Genomic DNA, 18,592 nt, shown 5'->3' with positions numbered 1-18,592 from the left:
GCCCGTTCTCATGGCCCGGGCCGGGGGCGACTGCCCCGGCCCGGAGTCCGACCGGCCTGGCCGGTCAGGGGGTCCGTCTGGCCCCTAGCGCGTCGGCGACCGGCTCCACGGCCGTGCTGACCCGGGTGTAGACCCCCGGGTTACCCGCCCGTCCGCAGCCGCTGCCCCAGGAGACGAGCCCGATGAGCCGCCCCTCGGCCACCAGCGGCCCGCCGCTGTCGCCCTGGCAGGCGTCGTGCCCGCCCGCGGGGTCACCCGCGCAGAGCATCGTGGTGGCCTCGTAACGGCCTCCCTGGGCCCCTGAGCCGCCCGGGTAGGCCCGCTCGCACTCCGAGTCCCTGAGGACCGTGACGGGCGCTGAGCGCAGCGCCTCGGCGTATTCACCGCCGCCCGTGGTGTCACCCCAGCCGTAGACCGCGGCGCCTGTGCCGGGAGCGGTGGCGGTGTCGTCCGGCTCCGCCGGCCGGATCGCGTACGCCGCGGGCAGCGCCTTCGACAGGGTCAGCACCGCGAGGTCCGCCGCGTTCGTCCCCGGGGCGTACGCCGGGTCGACGAGGACGGAGCGTACGGGCACCTCGCGCCCTCCCTTGCCGCGCAGCCGCTCGCGCCCGGCGATGACCCGCAGGTCGCTCACGGACTCCGGAGCCGCGCCGAGGACGTCCCGGCCCATGCAGTGGGCGGCGGTCAGCACTTTCGTCGGCGCCACCACCACACCTCCGCAGAACTGGCCCGCCCGCGTTCCCCCGAAACGGTCCCGGCTGGAGAGGGCGACGACCCAGGGGTTGTCCTCGACCCGGACCGGTTTCCCTCCGATGATCACGCTGTCGGCGGTGGCGGGGGCGGGCGTGCCGAGGGGCAGCAGGGCCCCCGCGGCGATCACGGCCAGACCTCCGGTCAGCACGCGGGCAAGGGAACGACGCATACGGTCTCCTGACTCTCCGGTGGACAGCGATCTACCCAGAGTCAGCCACGCGGGCGGGTCCCGCACCCCCGCGCACGAGTGAGGACCCGGATGTCTGGTGGCATCCGGGTCCTCACTCGTGCTTCGCACGCCCTCCGGCGTACCCGGACCGGTCCGGGTACGGGACCCGGTCCGACCGCGCCGTCGGGCGGCGCCGACTAGTCCAGGTAGTCGCGCAGGACCTGCGACCGGGACGGGTGGCGCAGCTTCGACATCGTCTTCGACTCGATCTGGCGGATGCGCTCACGCGTCACCCCGTAGACCTTGCCGATCTCGTCCAGCGTCTTGGGCTGGCCGTCGGTGAGACCGAAGCGCATCGAGACCACGCCCGCCTCCCGCTCGGAGAGCGTGTCGAGCACCGAGTGGAGCTGCTCCTGGAGGAGGGTGAAGCTCACGGCGTCGGCCGGGACGACCGCCTCGGAGTCCTCGATGAGGTCACCGAACTCGCTGTCACCGTCCTCGCCGAGCGGGGTGTGCAGGGAGATCGGCTCACGACCGTACTTCTGGACCTCGATGACCTTCTCGGGGGTCATGTCGAGTTCCTTGGCCAGCTCCTCCGGGGTGGGCTCGCGGCCCAGGTCCTGGAGCATCTGGCGCTGCACGCGCGCGAGCTTGTTGATGACCTCGACCATGTGCACCGGGATACGGATGGTGCGGGCCTGGTCGGCCATGGCGCGGGTGATGGCCTGCCGGATCCACCAGGTGGCGTACGTGGAGAACTTGTAGCCCTTGGTGTAGTCGAACTTCTCGACCGCGCGGATCAGACCCAGGTTGCCCTCCTGGATCAGGTCCAGGAAGAGCATGCCGCGGCCGGTGTAACGCTTGGCCAGCGAGACGACCAGCCGGAGGTTGGCCTCCAGCAGGTGGTTCTTGGCGCGGCGACCGTCCTCGGCGATGATCTCCAGCTCGCGCTTGAGCTTGGGCGCGAGCTTGTCGGAGTTGGCCAGCTTGTCCTCGGCGAAGAGACCGGCCTCGATGCGCTTGGCCAGCTCGACCTCCTGCTCCGCGTTGAGGAGCGGGACCTTGCCGATCTGCTTCAGGTAGTCCTTGACGGGGTCGGCGGTGGCTCCGGCGACGGCGACCTGCTGCGCGGGTGCGTCGTCCTCGTCGTCGTCGGAGAGGACGAAGCCCTTGTTCTCGCCCTCGGTCTCCTCCTCCTCGCCCTTTCCTGCCTGGATCTCCTCGGTCGGCTCGTCGCCGTCGACGACCTCGTCGGAGTCCTTCTTGCCCGCGGTCTTCTTCGCCGTCGTCTTCTTGGCGGCGGTCTTCTTGACGGTCGCCTTCTTCGCGACCGTCTTCTTGGCCGCCGCCTTCTTGGCGGGGGCGCCGGATTCGTCGGCGGCGACGCTCTCCGCCGTCGGGGCGGCGGTGGCCGCGACGGTCCTGGTCACGGTCGTCTTGGCCGTGACGGTCTTGGTGGCGGTGCGCTTGACCGGGCTCTTCGCTGCGACGCTCTTGCGGGTGCGCTTGGGCGACTCCGCGGCACTGACCATCAGCGTCACACCCTCTTCCTCGAGGATCTGGTTGAGGCTGCGCAGAACATTCTTCCACTGGGTTGGCGGAATCTGGTCGGCCTCGAAGGCGCGACGCACGTCATCGCCGGCGATCTGCCCATCAGCCTTTCCCCGCTCGATGAGCGCCATCACAGACTCGGACTCGGCGATCTCCGGCGGGAGCGTACGGGATGTGCTGGCCGACACGAACAACCTCTCGGAACGATGGAAACGGCTTCCGGCCCCGCCCATGATCGGGCCGGAGCCGACGACCGTCGGCTGGGGATGTCGCCGACGTCGCGGGCTGGGCCTCGGAGCTGAACACAGCGCCACTTCTGGCGCTCGCATTCCCTCCTCGGCCGTACCTCTTAGGTCATCGCCCTGCCTCCAGGAGTGTTACGCCCAATCCACGTGGCCCGAGTCACACCCCATTTGCGGCAAAGCGGCCAGAAGCGGGATTCACCGTCCCACCGTCGCGTCGCCGGACCTCCGGGTCCGGCGACACACGACGCGTACATCCCCGTACGCCCTGGCCCCGGGGAGCGCTCAGTGCTCGCGCGGCGCCGGCACGACACGCTCCACATCGGGCTGGACGGTGAGAAGTTGGCGCATGGCCGACTCCGCCGCGTGGGCGTCCCCGGAAGCGAGGGCGTCGGCGATCCGCGCGTGATGGTCGAGCGACGCCTCGGTGGGGCGGTCACAGCCGGTGACCGGGCCGCCCGAGACCTGGAGCGCGGCGGACACGATCCCCGAAAGGTGCTCCAGCATCCGGTTGCCGGCGAGCTGGATCAGCAGGGAGTGATATTCGGCGTCCGCCCGCGCGAAGGTGATCGCGTCCCCCTGGGCGAGGGAGTGGCCCATGATCCCGACCATGTCCGCGAGGCGCTGCTGCACATCGGCCCGGCCGTGGCCGGCCGCCAGCCGCGCGGCGAGGGGCTCGATCGTCCAGCGCAGTTCACTCAGCTCACGGCGCTGGTCGTCGCGCTGCGGCCCGAAAGCTCGCCATTCGATGATGTCGGGGTCGAGCAGATTCCAGTCACTGACCGGGCGGACCCGGGTGCCGACATTGGGCCGGGCGCTCACGAGCCCCTTCGCCTCAAGAACGCGCAGCGACTCCCGCACCACCGTGCGGGAGACCTCGAAGCGCTGGCCGATCTCCTCGGGGACGAGCGGCCGGTCGGCGCCCAGATCACCGGAGACGATCATCTGTCCGAGCTGCTGGACGAGTTGGCCGTGCAGTCCGCGACCCCGGCTGCTCGTCGTACGCCGTGCCACCCGGCCCAGATCGGTGTCGGCGCCGTCCCAGACGGGTGCGGCCATACGGTCGGCGCCGGGCGCCTCGGCAAAGGGGTAGCGGTCGAGGGCACCCGGCTCGGCGAGGCCGGACTCGGCGGAGCGGGCGGCGGTCATCATGGTGTGCGCAAGGGTACTCACGCATCCTTTGTCGGCGTTGCTTCCGTGCGCCTTGAGGTCTTTGGTGAAAAGCACACGAAAGGGTGATCGGCGCCCGTCCTTCGATTGACGCCTTATCGGAAAGAAGTGGGCTTTATCAGGGGAGTTACCGCCATGACATGACTCTCCGGTCGTACGCGGTCACCAACGGGCCCTGCGGCGAAGCCCGGTGAGCAGATACGCGCAGAGCAGGGCCGACAGCGACAGGGTGAGCGCCGCCGCGACCGGCTGGGCCGCGAGTCTGAACGTCGCCGTCAGCCACTGGTCCGCCTGGTGCGGCCAGAGGGGCCAGGCCATGTCGCGCAGCCTGCCGGGGAGTCCGGCGGCCGAGCGCACGGAGGGCCCGGCGAACGCCTTCTGGAGCAGCGGGACGACCAGGGTCGGTACGGCGACGACGGCGGCCAGGCCGGCGATCGCGATCCGGAAGACCCCGGCACCGAGCAGCCCGGCCCAGGCGCAGCCGACCGCGAGCCCGGTCCAACCGGTCGCCAGGGAAGCCCAGTTGTCCGGTACGGGGACGGCGTCGGCGCCGTACACGAGGCGGAGCGCCGCGCCGTCGGCCAGCACCGCGAGGAGCGCGAGGAGCAGGGCCACGCCGGCCGTGACGGCGAGCTTGGCGAGGAGCAGGGCGAGACGGCGCGGGACGGTGCCGCGCGCTGCCGCGAGGGTGGGGTGGCGGAACTCGTCACCGAAGGAGAGCGCGCCGATCAGGCCGGCGCCGAGGACGGCGGGCGGCAGCGGCAGGATCGCCGGCCAGGCGGCGAGCAGTCCGGGCAGCGGGGTCCCGCCGGTGCGGCCGAGGAGGACGGCGAGGGCGACGGAGGCGAGGAGCACGGCGGCCATGATCAGCGGAGCGGTCCGTACGCCGAACATCCGGCGCAGTTCGTAGCGGACGGGCCGGAGCGGGGAACGTGCCGGGCGGCCCGGCAGGGGCGGCGGGAGCGCGGCGGGCCCGTCGGTACGGGTTCCCGTACGCCCCTCCGTACGGGCCTGGGGTGCGGGGGCGGCGGGGCCGGGCACGGAGCCGGACAGGGACGCGGGAACGGATGCGGATACGGACCCGGGTGATGGTGCCGGGTCGGGCCCCGGGCCCGTGTCCCCGGTCTCGTCGGCGAGCCGATGGACGAGGACGCCGTGCCGGAAGGCGGTCTCCCCGATCTCCGGGCAACTGCTGCCGTAGACGGTGAGCAGGCCGCCGGACTCGGCGACCACCTCGACGGAGCGCCGTGCCGCACGGGCCTCCCGGCTCAGGGCGTCGGCGAGCCGGGCGGCGTGCGGGGTCCTGACGGCGACACGGGGCCGCAGCCGGGTGCGGGCGAAGGCGACGGTGTCCTGGTCGGCCACGAGACGGCCCTCGTCGAGGGTGACGACCCGGTCGGAGAGGCGGGCGGCCTCCTTGGGGTCGTCCGTGGTGTAGAGCACGGTGCCGCCCTGGCCCGCGTGGGCGCGCAGCAGTCCGTGCAGCCAGCTCTTCTCACGCGGCGAGAGCTCCGCGGACGGCGCGTCGAGCAGCAGGGTGTGCGGGTCGCCCAGCAGGGCGACGGCGAGGCCGAGCCTGCGGTCCGTACCGAGCGACAGGGCGCCGAGCCGTTCGTCGCCGAGGGGGGTGAGCCCGACGACGTCGAGGAGTTCGTCGGCGCGGGAGGCGGGCACACCGGCGGCGGCGCAGACCAGCTTGAGCTGGCCGCGGATGGTACGCGCGGGATGGCCGGGCACATCGCCGAGGAGGACCCCGATCTCGCGCGGCGGACGGGCGACGCGATGGAGCGGACGGCCGCGGAAGTAGGTGACTCCGCGGCCCGGTTCGAGTTCGAGCATCAGACGGAGCGCGGTGGTCTTGCCCGCGCCGGGGGCGCCGAGGAGCGCCGTGACCGAGCCCGGCCGCGCCTCGAAGGTCAGATCGTCCACCGCGGGCGGGAGGTCTCGACGGGGGGAACTGGTCAGTCCGATGGCCTGGAGCATCGCTTCTCTCGCGGGGAGGTGAGCCCGCTCGACGACAGCGGGTACCGCAGCACGATAACGCGATATGTCCGATTTGCCAGGTAAGGGCGGTCATTCGAGTCTCCGCCCGTCGAATCCCCCCTGCTCGGTCTCCCCCGCCGGACCTTCGGGGTCAGACCTCGGGGCGCAGCATCGGCGGATTGAGTACGGTCGCACCGCCGGCCCGGAACAGCTGTGCGGGCCGGCCGCCCTGACGGGTGGTGGTCCCCCCGGACGGGACCAGGAAGCCGGGGGTGCCGGTGACCTTGCGGTGGAAGTTGCGGGGGTCGAGCACGACGCCCCACACCGCCTCGTACACCCTGCGCAACTCGCCGACGGTGAACTCGGACGGGCAGAACGCCGTGGCGAGCGAGGAGTACTCGATCTTGGAGCGGGCCCGCTCCACCCCGTCCGCGAGGATCCGCGCGTGGTCGAAGGCGAGTTGCGCGGGCTGCTCGTCCTCCCGGGCGAATCCGCCCTCCTTGCTGAGCAGCGCGTCGACCGGGGCCCAGCGCGCGCTGTTGGCGTCTCCCCCGGCCCGGGGCGCGGGCAGGTCGGGCGAGAGCGCGAGGTGCGCCACGCTGACCACCCGCATCCGGGGATCGCGCCCGGGATCGCCGTACGTGGCGAGCTGTTCGAGGTGGGCGGCGTTCCCGGGCGCCGGGGAGACCGGGTCGTGGGCACAGAGCCCGGTCTCCTCGACCAGTTCGCGCGCCGCGGCGCCCGCCAGGTCCTCGTCGGCCTTCACGAAGCCGCCGGGCAGCGCCCACCGCCCCTGGAACGGCGGCTCACCGCGCCGCACGACCAGTGCGCAGAGCGCGTGACGGCGCACGGTGAGCACCACCAGATCGACGGTGACAGCGAATGCCGGGTAGGCCGAGGGGTCGTAGGGCGACATGCCGCGATCTTAGTCGTCTGCCTGACGATAAACACTCCTTCCGTCATTCACGCCCACCACTTCTCGGCCGTCGCCGTGGGGCCCCTCTTCCGGCCGTCGGCATCCGGTTCTCCCCGCTGTCACATCCGGTTCCTGTTCCCGGCCGTCACCGCCGGCTCCTGGTCCCGCGCTGTCCGCCCCGCCGTACCGCGCGGTCGTGGTCGCGCGCCGTGCCGGCGCCGGGGCGCGGCTGCTTCGGCTCGGGGGCCTTCCCCGCCTTGGGCGGACGCGCGGACCGGGGCTTGGCCCGGCCCGCGGCGGCACGCCGGCCGGGCAGCGCGCGGGCGACCCGCTCCTCGCGCAGGCAGCGTCGCAGCGTCTCGGGGTCAAGGCCCTCGTTGCAGGCCTGGTGGAGCAGTTGGGCGAAGACGTACTGCGGGTCGAGGCGCAGGGCGAGTCCGAGGGCGACCCTGGCCCCCACGTCGTCCCCGGTGGACCAGGCGACCCAGCCGGCCAGGGTCAGCGGAGCGGTGGCGTGTTCCGCGTACGGGCCGACGCAGCGGCGGGACAGCGCGCGCCAGAGCCGTAACGCGGGCGCGGCGTCCGGCCCCTCCATCCACTCCGCGGCCCGGTCCCGGGTCTCGCGGTCCTGAAGGCCGAGGATGACGGCGGCGGCCTCGTCGTCCCCGATGAGCCGGTCGTCCTCGGCGTCCGTACCGGTCCGGTCGCCGGCCTGCGCCGCGCCCAGTCGTTCGACGAGGGAGCGGGCCAGCGTCAGGGTCTCGGCGCCGACCTGTTCCCTGCTCCCGCTGATCAGGATTCTGGGCACGAGGGAGGCGCCGGCGCGGTCGAGCGCCCGTTCCTGCGCCACGACGGCCGTAGGGGCGGCCCAGGGCGCCAGCCGCGCCTCCATCTCGCGCAGCGACCCCCGCACCTGGACCCCGGCGTAGGCGGCGGCAGCGGCCATCACCGACGTGCCCGGCAGGGCGAGCCCGGTCCCCTCGGCCGGACAACAGCGCTGGTCGGGGCAGCAGTAGGACCAGAAGCGGCCGTCGGAGATGCAGAGCACCTCGTGCACGGGGACGTCGAGGCCGCCGCACGCGGTGCGCAGCCGCTGGGCGAGGGGGCGCAGCCGTTCCATCACCTGTCGGCCCGTCTCGTCGGGGCCCGGGTCCTGGCAGAGGAAGGCGACGATGCCGTCCGGGCGGGCTCCCCGGCGCTCGCTGCCCTCGATCAGGCACTCGGCGAGCTGACCGGCGACGGGCGGCCACTCCTTGGGCGAAGGGGGGATGCCGAGCCTGAGCCGCCCGCCGAAACGTCCGCGCTCGCCGTGCAGGGCGACCATGACGACGGAGTCGGTGGGATGGAATCCGAGGAGATAAGGCAGGGCGTCGGCGAGCTCCGCGGGACTGCGCAGGGTGATCTGCTGCTCGTCGCCGGATCCGGTCGGTTCGTGGTGTTCGCGGTGCTGGTTCATGACTCGACCGTGCCCGTTTCCGCCGGATCCCGCTGGACCCTGTGGATAACTTGTCCACAGGCCGTCGGGCGCATTCGCGGTTTGCCGGACCCATCGGGTTGCATGGGTCCATGACCAACGCAGACCGCGCAGCTCTCCGGGCCTCCGCCGACACCGTCCTCGCACGCCTGGTCGGTGACGCCACCGGCGCCGCCCGGCTGCGCGAGGATCAGTGGCTGGCCATCGAGGCGCTCGTCGCCGACCGGCGCCGCGCGCTGGTCGTCCAGCGCACGGGCTGGGGCAAGTCCGCGGTGTATTTCGTGGCGACGTCGCTGCTGCGGGCGCGGGGCGCGGGTCCGACCGTGATCGTCTCGCCGCTGCTGGCGCTGATGCGCAACCAGGTGGAGGCCGCGGCGCGGGCCGGGATCCGCGCCCGGACGATCAATTCGTCCAACGCGGAGGAGTGGGACGCGATCCAGGACGAGGTGTCCGCCGGCGAGGTCGACGTCCTGCTGGTCAGCCCGGAGCGGCTCAACAACCCCGACTTCCGTGACCAGGTGCTGCCCCGGCTCTCGGCGGCGACGGGTCTGCTGGTGGTCGACGAGGCGCACTGCATCTCGGACTGGGGTCATGACTTCCGCCCCGACTACCGGCGGCTGCGCACGATACTCGCCGAGCTGCCGTCCGGTGTCCCGGTCCTCGCCACCACGGCCACGGCCAATTCCCGCGTGAGCGCCGATGTGGCCGAGCAGTTGGGCACGGGGGCGGGGACGGACGCGCTGGTGCTGCGCGGGCCGCTGGACCGGGAGAGTCTCAGCCTCCATGTGCTCCGGCTGCCGGACGCGGCGCACCGGCTGGCGTGGCTGGCCGACCACCTCGGCGAGCTGCCGGGCTCGGGGATCGTCTACACGCTGACGGTCGCGGCGGCCGAGGAGGTCACGGCGTACCTGCGGCAGTGCGGGCACACCGTCGCCTCGTACACCGGCCGTACGGAGAACGCGGAGCGGCAGCAGGCCGAGGACGATCTGCTGGGGAACCGGGTGAAGGCGCTGGTGGCGACGTCCGCGCTCGGCATGGGGTTCGACAAGCCCGATCTCGGGTTCGTGGTCCATCTCGGTTCGCCCTCCTCCCCCATCGCCTACTACCAGCAGGTGGGGCGCGCGGGGCGCGGGGTGGCCCACGCCGAGGTCCTGCTGCTGCCGGGCAAGGAGGACGAGGCGATCTGGCAGTACTTCGCGTCGGTGGCCTTTCCGCCGGAGGAGCTGGTCCGCCGCACCCTCGACGTCCTGGGCCATGCCGACCGGCCGCTGTCGCTGCCCGCCCTGGAGCCGCTGGTGGAGCTGCGGCGGACCCGCCTGGAGACGATGCTCAAGGTGCTGGACGTGGACGGGGCGGTGCACCGGGTCAAGGGCGGCTGGACGTCCACGGGCCGACCGTGGGTGTACGACACGGAGCGGTACGCGTGGGTGGCGCGGCAGCGGCAGAGCGAGCAGCAGGCGATGCGCGACTACGCGTCGGCGGAAGGCTGCCGGATGGAGTTCCTGCGGCGTCAGCTCGACGACGAGGAGGCGGTGCCCTGCGGGCGGTGCGACAACTGCTCGGGAACGCGTTTCGAGGCCAAGGTGACCGCCGCCGCGCTCGACGCCGCCCGCGGTGAGCTGGGCAGGCCCGGGGTGGAGGTGGAGCCCCGCAAGATGTGGCCGACCGGCCTCGCCGCGGTCGGGGTCTCCCTCAAGGGGCGGATCGCGCCGGGCGAGCAGTCCTTCCCCGGCCGGGCCCTGGGGCGTCTTTCCGACATCGGCTGGGGGAACAGGCTCCGTCCGATGCTGGCGGCGCGCGCCACGGACGGTCCGGTGCCCGACGATGTGGTGAGCGCCGTGGTGAGTGTGCTCGCCGACTGGGCCAAGGGGCCCGGCGGTTGGGCCTCGGGCGCCGAGGACGCGCCGCCCCGGCCGGTCGGTGTGGTCACGGTCGCCTCGCGCTCCAGGCCCCGGCTGGTGGACTCGCTCGGTGCCCGGATCTCGGAGATCGGCAGGATGCCGCTGCTCGGTACGGTCGCGTACGCGCCGGAGGCGGCCGACGCCCGGATCTCCCGCACCAACGGCGCGCAGCGGGTGCGGGGGCTGCACGAGGCGCTGACCGTACCTCCGGAGCTGGCCGCGGCGCTGGCGGCGGCCGGCGGGCCGGTGCTGCTCGTCGATGACCTCTCGGAGAGCGGCTGGACGCTCGCGGTGGCCACCCGGCTGCTCCGCAGGGCCGGAGCCGAGGGGGTGTTTCCGCTGGTCCTCGCCGTTCAGAGCTGAGGCGCGGCCGGGACCTCGGGTGCCTGGTGCACCACGCGACGGGAGTGCGCAGGTATATAGCCGCCATATCACCGCAATCCCACCAGCAGCGCCAATTGCTCGTTGCCGCGCGCCCCCGCGCCGGTGAGAATTGGAACTGCCCCCGCATGGTCTCCTCGCGCTCCGCAAGGGCTGTGCCGCGGCGCGTCCCCACTCGACTCTGCCCGCACCATGGGCGCGTATGCGAAGGGAGGAACGTGACCTTCGGATTCGCTCAGTCCGCAGCCACTTCGATGAGTGCTCAGGCCGCTTCCGTCAGCCGCCTCGCCAGAATGCTCGAACCCGCCGAGTGGGCAGCGGCGGGGATTCCGCTCCTGCGCAATCCCCGTGAGGTCGTCAGCGGTCTGCACAGCCGGCACGCGCCGACCCCGGCGACCGCCGTGGTGGCCGTGCTCGACCCGGAGGAACGGCTGGCAGCCAGCGCGTCGTTCGTGCCGCGCGCCGCACCGGTGGACGGCTGGGAGTTCCGCAACGCGCTGCTGGCGCACCTGCGTCGGGTCATCCCGCACGATCTGCGTCGGCGCACGCCGGTGCGCACAGCCGTGCTGCTCTACTGCCGCGAGGGCGACGAACGCTGGACGGAGGAGGACGGCGCCTGGATGTGGGGGCTGCGCGACGCGTGCACGCTGCACGGGCTGCGCTGCGGCGCGTACATCACGCTGACGCGCGGCGGTTGGCAGGTGCTGGGCGAGGGCCGCGGGGGCCGTCGCCCCAGCTCGGACTCGCCGCCGGCGAGCCTGGCGGAGACAGCGGCCGACCCGGCCCTGTCACCGCTGAGCGGTGGTGGCGGGGCGGTGGAGGCGCAGCGCCGTACCGCCGCCCGCTGAACGGCCGCCCGCCGAAAGCGGGGCGGCCGTCGCGTACATCCCTTCGGGCGGCTCCCCCGAAGCGGCCCGGCCCCCCTCCGGAAGAGGGGCGGCCGGGTCACCACCGGAACGTACCGACGTGGGCGCGCCCACCGGGCGCGCCGGATGTCGTACGGCTCAGACGTCCGCGCCGAGCACGGCGTTGATCCGCTCGGCGTCACCGCACACCACGAGGAGCTCGGTGGCCCGACCACGGGCCAGGGGCAGCGCCTTGACGACGGCGGCGTCGTCATCACCGTTGACGGCGACGACCACGACGGGCCGGGACTGCGCACGGGCGACGGCGGCGGCGTCCGCGAAGAACACGTCCTCACGGGCATCGTGCTGGGCCCAGTACGCGCTCTCACCGAAGGACAGCTCGTGGGTGGCCCACGGGTGCTGTTCGCCGGTGGTGAGCATCAGGATGTCGCCCGGCGCCCGACCTCCGTCCAGCAGCAGGTCGATCGCCCCCTCGGCGGCTTCCAGCGCGCCGCCCACCGGAGCCGGGATCACCTGGACCTGGGGGACGGAGGAAGCCTGGACGGTGGCGGGAGGGGTGGAAGAAGCGGAGTCGGCGGTGCCGGACGCCTTCGGCTGACCGGCGGAGCTGTGCGAGCGCTGCGCCGGCGGCGCGGGCCTCGCGGGACCGGGACCCGGACGTCCGGGCCTCGGTGTCGTCGCGGAGCGCGGCCCGGGGACGGGGCGCGGACCGGGTACGGGACGGGGGGTCGAAGCGGTGCGACCGGTGGCCGGCGTGGCGCTGGGACCCTGGGCTCTCTCGTGAATCTGAGGCTCCTGAGGGATGAGAGGCATGACTGGATGTCTATCAAACACCGATGCGAAAAGCATCGGTGGGTGGGCTCATTCGTGCCCGTGCCCGAGGCCGCGAGGCACCCGGGCGGGGGTTCGCCGGACGGTTCACCGGATGTCCCGGTGGGGGCCGTACCGGAAGTCTCACGTTCCGAAAATCTCACGTTCCACGGCCGGGTCTTCCGGAGCCGGATGCTCCGGACTCCGGTTGGTCCGCTGTCGGGTGGTCCGCTGTCGGTTGGTCGACGGTCAGAAATCGAAGCCGAGCTGGCCCCCGCTTTCCATCGCGTCGGCCTGCGCGGGGACCCGGACCTTCTTGAGGTGCCGCCACCGGGGCAGCGCGTCGAGATAGGACCACGAGAGCCGGTGGTGCGGTGTCGGCCCCCGGTCCTCCAACGCCGCCCGGTGCACCGGTGAGGGATAACCCGCGTTGGCGCCGAAGGCGAACGGTACGTACTCCTCGGACCCCGCGCCCAGTTCGGCCATCATCGCGTCCCTGCGCACCTTGGCGAGCACCGAGGCGGCCGCCACGGAGACGCAGGACTGGTCGCCCTTGATGACCGTACGCACCTGCCAGGGTCCTCCGAGATAGTCGTGCTTGCCGTCCAGGATCACCGCGTCGGGCCGTACCGGCAGCGCCTCCAGGGCGCGTACGGCGGCGAGCCTGAGTGCCGCGGTCATCCCGAGGGCGTCGATCTCCTCCGGGGAGGAGTGCCCGAGGGCGTACGACGTGACCCACGCCTCCAGTTCACCGGCCAGCGCCGTACGGCGCTTGGGCGTGATGAGCTTGGAGTCGGTGAGTCCCGCCGGGGGTCTGCGCAGTCCGGTGACGGCCGCACACACCGTGACCGGACCTGCCCACGCTCCGCGTCCGACCTCGTCGACGCCGGCGATGATCCTGGCGTCCGTGGTGGCGCGCAGCGAGCGCTCAACGGTGTGCGTGGGTGGTTCGTACGGCATGGCACCTGCCAGGTTACGCCGCCCCCACCCCGCGCGACAGACCGGGTACCGGCCGTGCCGCGGGGCGGAGTCGGACACACCGCCCCGTACCGTCCCCATCCGGTCGTTCCAGCGGTCATCTCACGGCTCCCTTCACCGCCGAACCATCTGGAGTCGCGCACCGGCGGGGCTCGAAAGGGGTGGGTGGACGGCTCGAAGTCCGCGCCGGAGACCGGTTCCTGAGACCGCTCGGGCTCACCGCTGATAGCGGTACTCCCCCGGGCAGGAGACGTCGCTCCGTACGCCGCGCTCGGCCAGCAGGTCGCGGGCCCCGCGCTCGGCCAGGCTGGTCGCGTACCAGGGCTCGTCCCCGGCGCCGTCCCGCAGATCGAGGAAGACCCCGCGCAGGGAGCACGAGCGCAACGGCTCGGGAAGCCGGTCCAGCGCCGGCACCGCGTCGGCCGACAGCTCGCGGAGGTACTCGGCGTCGATCTTGCCGGTGCGCTCGTACCGCTGTACGTTCCGCTCCGCGACCAGCGCGTCCGGCGAGACCAGACCGAAGGTGAGGACGCCGGCCCCGACGCTCGCGGCGACGGCGCGCGGCAGCCAGCGGCCCCTGGTCGCACCGGCCACCAGCATCAGGACGATCACCAGCCCGAGCCACAGCTCCACAGCCGTCACGGAGACCCGCAGCCGGGTCAGGCCGAACGCGTCCACGTACAGGTCCATCCGGCGCAGCGCGGCGGCGACCACGACGAGGGCCAGCATGCCGAGGGCGCCCAGTACGGTGCGCACCAGTGCGCCGTCACGCGCTCCGCCCCGCGGTGCCCAGCGCACGGCGACCACCATGACGACCAGGACCAGCACCGTGACCCACAGGAGCTGCCAGAAGCCCTGGCGCGCGTACTCGGCGGGCATCAGGCCGGTCTCCGTCAGCACCTTGTCGTATCCGCCGAGGAGCACCACGAGCTGAACGGCGATGAACGCCGCGAAGAGCAGGTTGAGGACGATCAGCGGAAGCGCCCACTCCGTACGGCCGCGGGGCCGCCCCGGCCGTACGGTCACCCGGTCCCAGCGCGGCGGCGACGCGGCGGTGTGCGCGGCGGCCAGGGCGCCGAAGAGACCGAGCGCGAAGAGAACGACCTGCCAGGGCCCCTCGGAGACGGAGACGTCGGGGGTGAGGGAGCCGAGGATCTCGGCGAACGCCGCGTCGGCGCTCGCGAAGAGCGCGCCGAACACGATCAGCAGAGCGACGGAGACCGCGACCGCGCGGAGTACGGGGGCCACCCGCCCCCGGGTTCCGCCCGCGCGCTCGCGCAGACCGCGCAGGGCCCAGACCGTGCCGGGGCCGGCGGCGCCGAACAGGCCGGGCAGCCCGAGGAGCACCCCCGTCCAGGTGCGGCTGCCGCCCAGCGCCAGCGCGCCGAGCGCCGCGGCGGAGACGACCGCGAGGAACGTGGGCAGACCGGCGTCCCGCAGCGCGGGCACGGCCAGCAGGGCGAGGCCGCCGACGGCCCAGACCAGCGTCCAGGGGCGGGGCAGCCGCCCCGCGGCCTGAGCGGCGAAGAACGCCGCGAGAGCGGCGGGGACGGCCACGATCAGCAGGTTCGGGCCGAGGCCGTCGCGCAGCAGCAGGGCACTGAGCAGCGCGGTCGCCACGACCGACCAGAGGGTGGCGGTTCTGATCCGGGCGGGCGGATCGGGCCTGACCTCGGCCATCCAGGCGGGCGGTTCGCCGCGCCGGGGCTGCCACTGCTGCCACGGCTCCCGGTACTGCCGCGTGGGCGTCGGCTGGGCCCCCTGGCGCTGCGTGCCGTACGCGTACGGCCGCGGGGCGGACGGCGGCGCGGCGTCCCGCGGTGCGGCTTTCACGTCCCGCGCCGCGACGTCCGTCGCCGCGTCCGGGCCCAGGTCCGGGCCTGGCTCCACGGCCGGCCCGGCTGCGGACGGCTCATCCGGTGCGGACGGTCTCTCCGATGCGGACGGTGAATCTGTCACGGGACCCCCTCCCGACCGGGCCCGTTCGCGGCGGAGGAACGGCGCGCGGAACCCGGTGTGTTGTCGGCGCGCGCCGGGTGGAAGATCAACACGGCGGCGTGGCCGAAAGGGTAGGCGCACGTTTCCCGGGCTCATGCCTCCGCGAGGACGGCTGTGGCAGGGCCGTGACAATGAACGGCGCATACGCCGCGTAAGGCGCACGCCCCGCGCGCGCCCGCCCGCACCCCGGCGCGCTCCGGCCGGCGCTCCGGCCCCTCAGCGGGCGGCCGGCACCGTCAGCCACCCCGGAAGTGCCTCCGTACGCTCCCGCCAGCGCTCCGGCGCCGCCCCGCTCGGGCCCGCCGCCGCGACCACGCCCCCGACGATGGCGCAGTTGGTGTCGACGTCGCCGCCGGCCTGGGCCGTCGTCCAGAAGGCCCGTTCGTAGTCGCCGAGCCCGCGGGCCGCCGACCACAGGGCGAACGGAACGGTGTCGTGCGCGGAGGTGCGCCGCCCGCAGCCGAGCACGGCGGCGACGGTACCCGGGTCGTCGTAGTCCAGCATGTCCCTGGCCCGGCGCAGCCCCGCCCCCACCGCGCTGCGCGGCACCAGCGCCACCACCCCGTCGAGCAACTCCTGCGCCGTGGGCGGTCCGTCCGGGGCTGCGGCGAGGGAGGCCGCCGCGGCCACCGCCATGGCGCCCGCCACGGCCTCGCGGTGCTGGTGGGTGGTGTACGCGGAGACCTCCGCCTGGTGCGTGGCCCGCTCGGGGTCGTCCGCGTACCAGGCGCCGAGCGGCGCGATCCGCATCGCGGCCCCGTTGCCCCAGGAGCCCTGACCGTCGAAGAGCCCGGCGGCCAGCTCGCGCCAGTCGCCGCCCTCCCTGATCAGCCGGAGCATCCGGTTCACGGCGGGGCCGTAGCCGCGGTCGAAGTCGTGGTGCTCGGCGAAGGAGCGCGCGAGGGCGTCCTGGTCGACCCGGTGGTGGGCGGCCAGCACGGCCAGCACCGACGCGGCCATCTCGGTGTCGTCGGTCCACTGCCAGTCGCCGGGCGGCAGATCGCGGCGCGCTAGCAGCGGATAGTTGGCGGGTACGAAGAACTGGGAGCCCAGGGCGTCTCCCACGGCCAGCCCTCGGAGGCTGGCCAGGGCGCGTTCGAAGCGCCGGCCGGATACGGAATCAGAGGTCATCGAGCGGGCATTTTAGCCGGTACGGGTCCCACCTGTGCGGAATTATCCGGTGCGGCCGTACGGCTCCGGGACGCGCCACTGTTCGAACGGCCGGTCGAGGGTGTAGCGGCCGTCGGGGCCGATCATCAGGATCCGGTACTCGGCGTTGCCCGGGTTGGACAGCGACTCGAACTCCGCGACCGACCAGTGGAACCACCGCATGCAGAACAGCCGCATGGTCAGCCCGTGGGTCACCAGCAGGACGTTCTCCGGCGAGTCGGGCGTCTCGAAGCTGCGGTGGAGCGACTCCAGGAAGGCGCCGACACGGTCGTAGACGTCGGCCCCCGACTCTCCTTGGGCGAAGCGGTAGAAGAAGTGCCCGTACGCGTCGCGGTAGGCCTTCTGGAGGCGTACGTCCTCACGGTCCTGCCAGTTCCCCCAGTCCTGCTCGCGCAGCCGGGGCTCCTCGCGTATCCGCACCTGGCCGGGGTCGAGGCCGAACGCCTCGAAGGTCTCGTGGGTACGGCGGTAGGGCGAGACGAAGACACTGACCGGCTCCTGGCCGAACAGTTCACGCAGCCGCACCCCGGTCTCCTCGGCCTGTCTGCGGCCCTTCTCGGTGAGCCTCAGGGCATGGTCGGGCTCGCGCTCGTACACCGTGTCATCTGCGTTGCCTTCCGACTCGCCGTGCCGGACAAGGACGATGCGCCGCGGTCGTGCCATGACACGACCCTAGATCGCCCGGCTCCCGGCCGTGCGGCCACCCGGCACTCCGGGCGTCCATCCGGCCCAGCCGGGCGGGTCCGGAACCCGTTCACACGGTCCGGTTCACACGGTCCAGGACGGCTCCAGATCGATGACGTCCCCGGCCAGCGCCGCGACGTCCGTGGCCGTCTGCGCACGGAGCGTCAGCCGTTCGACCCGCTCGACGCGGTACTTGCCGTGTTCGGCCGCCGACTGCCACATGGAGAGGACGATGAACTCGCTTCCCGGCGCCTCCCCGAAGAGCCCGCGCACCATTCCGGGCGAACCGGCCATCGCGGGGTTCCACACCTTCTCCTGCATGAGGGCGAAGTGCTCCACCCGTTCCTCGTGCACCCGGGAGTGCGCGACCCGGACCACGTCCGCGTCGGTGAAGCGCGGCTCGAAACCGGTCTTCACGTCGAAGCGGTAGTCGAAGAGCTTGACCTGGATGTCTTTGTACGTCCCGGACTGCGAGGCGGACAGCCGGTCGTGCGAGCGCGCCATGAACGAGTCGTAGAACGCGCGGCTCTCCCAGAACGTGAAGACATGGACGACACCCGGCCGCGATCTGCTCCATCCCCCGCCCTGCCCCCGGAACCCCGGCTCACCGAGCAACCCCGCCCATTTCCGCTGCCCGCGTTCGAAGCCTCGACGGTCGATCACGGTGCAGCGAATCCACTTGACCAGCACCGCGCCATCGTACGGGGCGGGACGTGGCATCGGTCACGCTCGGACGGCACCCGACAGGGACGCCGCGACGGCGCCGGGCCATGTCGAGTATCGGCCAAGGTGGCGTCAACTGGCCAGATGCGGCGGCGGGTTGCCGGTGGCGCGGTCTAGCCTTGTCCACAGGTCCGGAGATCCGCACCGGTTCCGAGGAGGGGGAAGACTGGTGAGCAGTTTCAACAGAGGCGTGTCCAAGATCGAGGTCACCCTCAAATGGGATCCCAGCCCCAGAGGCCAGGCCCCCCACGACCTGGACCTCGTCGCCGCGACCTATGTGTCGGACGCCCCGGACACACCGGCCTATCTGGTCCACTTCGGCAGCCGTTCCCCGGACGGGACGATCACGCTGGACCGCGAGAGCCGTACGGGCCAGGGCTTCGGCTCCGACGAGGAGATGACACTGGAGCTGGACCGCCTGGGGTCGGACTACCGCCGCGTGGTGGTCGGGGTCGCCATCCAGCAGCAGAACGGCCGCAGGACGTTCGGGGACGTCGCCGGCCCCTCGGTCCGCCTGGCGGAGGGGTACACGGAGCTGTCGGCGAACGACTTCACCGGCGTGGCCGACGCGACGGCGGCGACATTCGCGGAGTTCACCCGGGACGGATCGGGCACCTGGCAGTTCCGCCCGGTCCTGCGCGGCTTCGACACGGATCCGCAGTCCTTCGGCGCCCTGATGGGCACCGTCTGAGGGGCGGCGTCTGAGGGGCGGCGTCTGAGGGGCGGGGGGGGGCGGGGGGGCCCCCCCCCCCCCCGGTTGGAACACTGACACCCCCGGGGGCGGCGCGCGGACGGGCCCCACACCCCCCCCCGCGCCGGGGCG

15 protein-coding genes are annotated in these 18,592 nt (G+C 73.0%); 3 read left to right on the top strand and 12 right to left on the bottom strand.

Annotated elements, in window-relative coordinates:
* Positions 1-64: 64 nt before the first annotated feature.
* From ACFXPL_RS35485 to ACFXPL_RS35460, 6 genes are all read right to left on the bottom strand, one after another.
* Positions 65-922, bottom strand: a complete 858-nt coding sequence (locus ACFXPL_RS35485) for a S1 family peptidase (RefSeq protein ID WP_384927291.1) — start codon at positions 920-922, stop codon at positions 65-67.
* A 197-nt stretch (positions 923-1,119) separates the two neighbouring features.
* Positions 1,120-2,661, bottom strand: coding sequence for an RNA polymerase sigma factor (locus tag ACFXPL_RS35480; protein WP_384927290.1), 1,542 nt, complete (start codon positions 2,659-2,661; stop codon positions 1,120-1,122).
* Positions 2,662-3,000: 339 nt separating this feature from the next.
* Entirely contained in the window at positions 3,001-3,942 is a 942-nt protein-coding gene (locus ACFXPL_RS35475) for a FadR/GntR family transcriptional regulator (protein ID WP_384927289.1), read from the bottom strand.
* Between the two features lie 105 nt (positions 3,943-4,047).
* Entirely contained in the window at positions 4,048-5,868 is a 1,821-nt protein-coding gene (locus ACFXPL_RS35470; protein ID WP_384927288.1) for an ATP-binding cassette domain-containing protein, read from the bottom strand.
* A 151-nt stretch (positions 5,869-6,019) separates the two neighbouring features.
* On the bottom strand, positions 6,020-6,784 hold the full coding sequence (locus tag ACFXPL_RS35465; RefSeq protein ID WP_384927287.1) for an NUDIX domain-containing protein: 765 nt from the start codon (positions 6,782-6,784) through the stop codon (positions 6,020-6,022).
* Between the two features lie 145 nt (positions 6,785-6,929).
* Positions 6,930-8,240 carry a DUF4192 domain-containing protein gene (locus ACFXPL_RS35460; RefSeq protein WP_384927286.1) on the bottom strand — a complete coding sequence of 437 codons (1,311 nt, stop codon included), beginning with the start codon at positions 8,238-8,240 and terminating at the stop codon, positions 6,930-6,932.
* Between the two features lie 110 nt (positions 8,241-8,350).
* Between ACFXPL_RS35460 and ACFXPL_RS35455 the strand changes: the two genes are divergently transcribed.
* Both ACFXPL_RS35455 and ACFXPL_RS35450 read left to right on the top strand, forming a co-directional pair.
* Positions 8,351-10,522 (top strand): RecQ family ATP-dependent DNA helicase, encoded by a 2,172-nt coding sequence (locus ACFXPL_RS35455; RefSeq protein WP_384927285.1) that lies wholly within the window; start codon positions 8,351-8,353, stop codon positions 10,520-10,522.
* A gap of 236 nt (positions 10,523-10,758) precedes the next feature.
* On the top strand, positions 10,759-11,388 hold the full coding sequence (locus tag ACFXPL_RS35450; RefSeq protein ID WP_384927284.1) for a hypothetical protein: 630 nt from the start codon (positions 10,759-10,761) through the stop codon (positions 11,386-11,388).
* Positions 11,389-11,544: 156 nt separating this feature from the next.
* Here the strand turns inward: ACFXPL_RS35450 and ACFXPL_RS35445 are convergent, their stop codons facing one another.
* The 6 genes from ACFXPL_RS35445 to ACFXPL_RS35420 all read right to left on the bottom strand — a co-directional run bounded on the left by ACFXPL_RS35445 (position 11,545) and on the right by ACFXPL_RS35420 (position 17,736).
* On the bottom strand, positions 11,545-12,219 hold the full coding sequence (locus tag ACFXPL_RS35445; RefSeq protein ID WP_384927283.1) for a hypothetical protein: 675 nt from the start codon (positions 12,217-12,219) through the stop codon (positions 11,545-11,547).
* A gap of 246 nt (positions 12,220-12,465) precedes the next feature.
* Positions 12,466-13,176: a ribonuclease HII gene (locus ACFXPL_RS35440; protein ID WP_384927282.1), complete on the bottom strand. Its 711-nt coding sequence runs from the start codon at positions 13,174-13,176 to the stop codon at positions 12,466-12,468.
* Between the two features lie 234 nt (positions 13,177-13,410).
* The gene (locus tag ACFXPL_RS35435) at positions 13,411-15,153 is read right to left on the bottom strand and encodes a DUF4153 domain-containing protein (RefSeq protein WP_384927281.1); all 1,743 of its coding nucleotides are present in this window, start codon (positions 15,151-15,153) and stop codon (positions 13,411-13,413) included.
* 255 nt (positions 15,154-15,408) lie between these two features.
* Positions 15,409-16,323 (bottom strand): ADP-ribosylglycohydrolase family protein, encoded by a 915-nt coding sequence (locus ACFXPL_RS35430; protein WP_384927280.1) that lies wholly within the window; start codon positions 16,321-16,323, stop codon positions 15,409-15,411.
* Positions 16,324-16,365: 42 nt separating this feature from the next.
* Positions 16,366-17,025, bottom strand: coding sequence for a histidine phosphatase family protein (locus tag ACFXPL_RS35425; protein WP_384927279.1), 660 nt, complete (start codon positions 17,023-17,025; stop codon positions 16,366-16,368).
* A 105-nt stretch (positions 17,026-17,130) separates the two neighbouring features.
* Positions 17,131-17,736: a YdbC family protein gene (locus ACFXPL_RS35420; protein ID WP_384927278.1), complete on the bottom strand. Its 606-nt coding sequence runs from the start codon at positions 17,734-17,736 to the stop codon at positions 17,131-17,133.
* 202 nt (positions 17,737-17,938) lie between these two features.
* On the opposite strand from ACFXPL_RS35420, the gene ACFXPL_RS35415 reads away from it, so the two are divergent.
* Entirely contained in the window at positions 17,939-18,460 is a 522-nt protein-coding gene (locus ACFXPL_RS35415; RefSeq protein WP_384927277.1) for a TerD family protein, read from the top strand.
* Positions 18,461-18,592 lie beyond the last annotated feature (132 nt).

The sequence above is a fragment of the Streptomyces sp. NPDC059092 genome (assembly GCF_042756365.1).
Taxonomy (GTDB): Bacteria; Actinomycetota; Actinomycetes; order Streptomycetales; family Streptomycetaceae; genus Streptomyces.
This window is presented reverse-complemented; position numbering and strand designations above follow the sequence as displayed.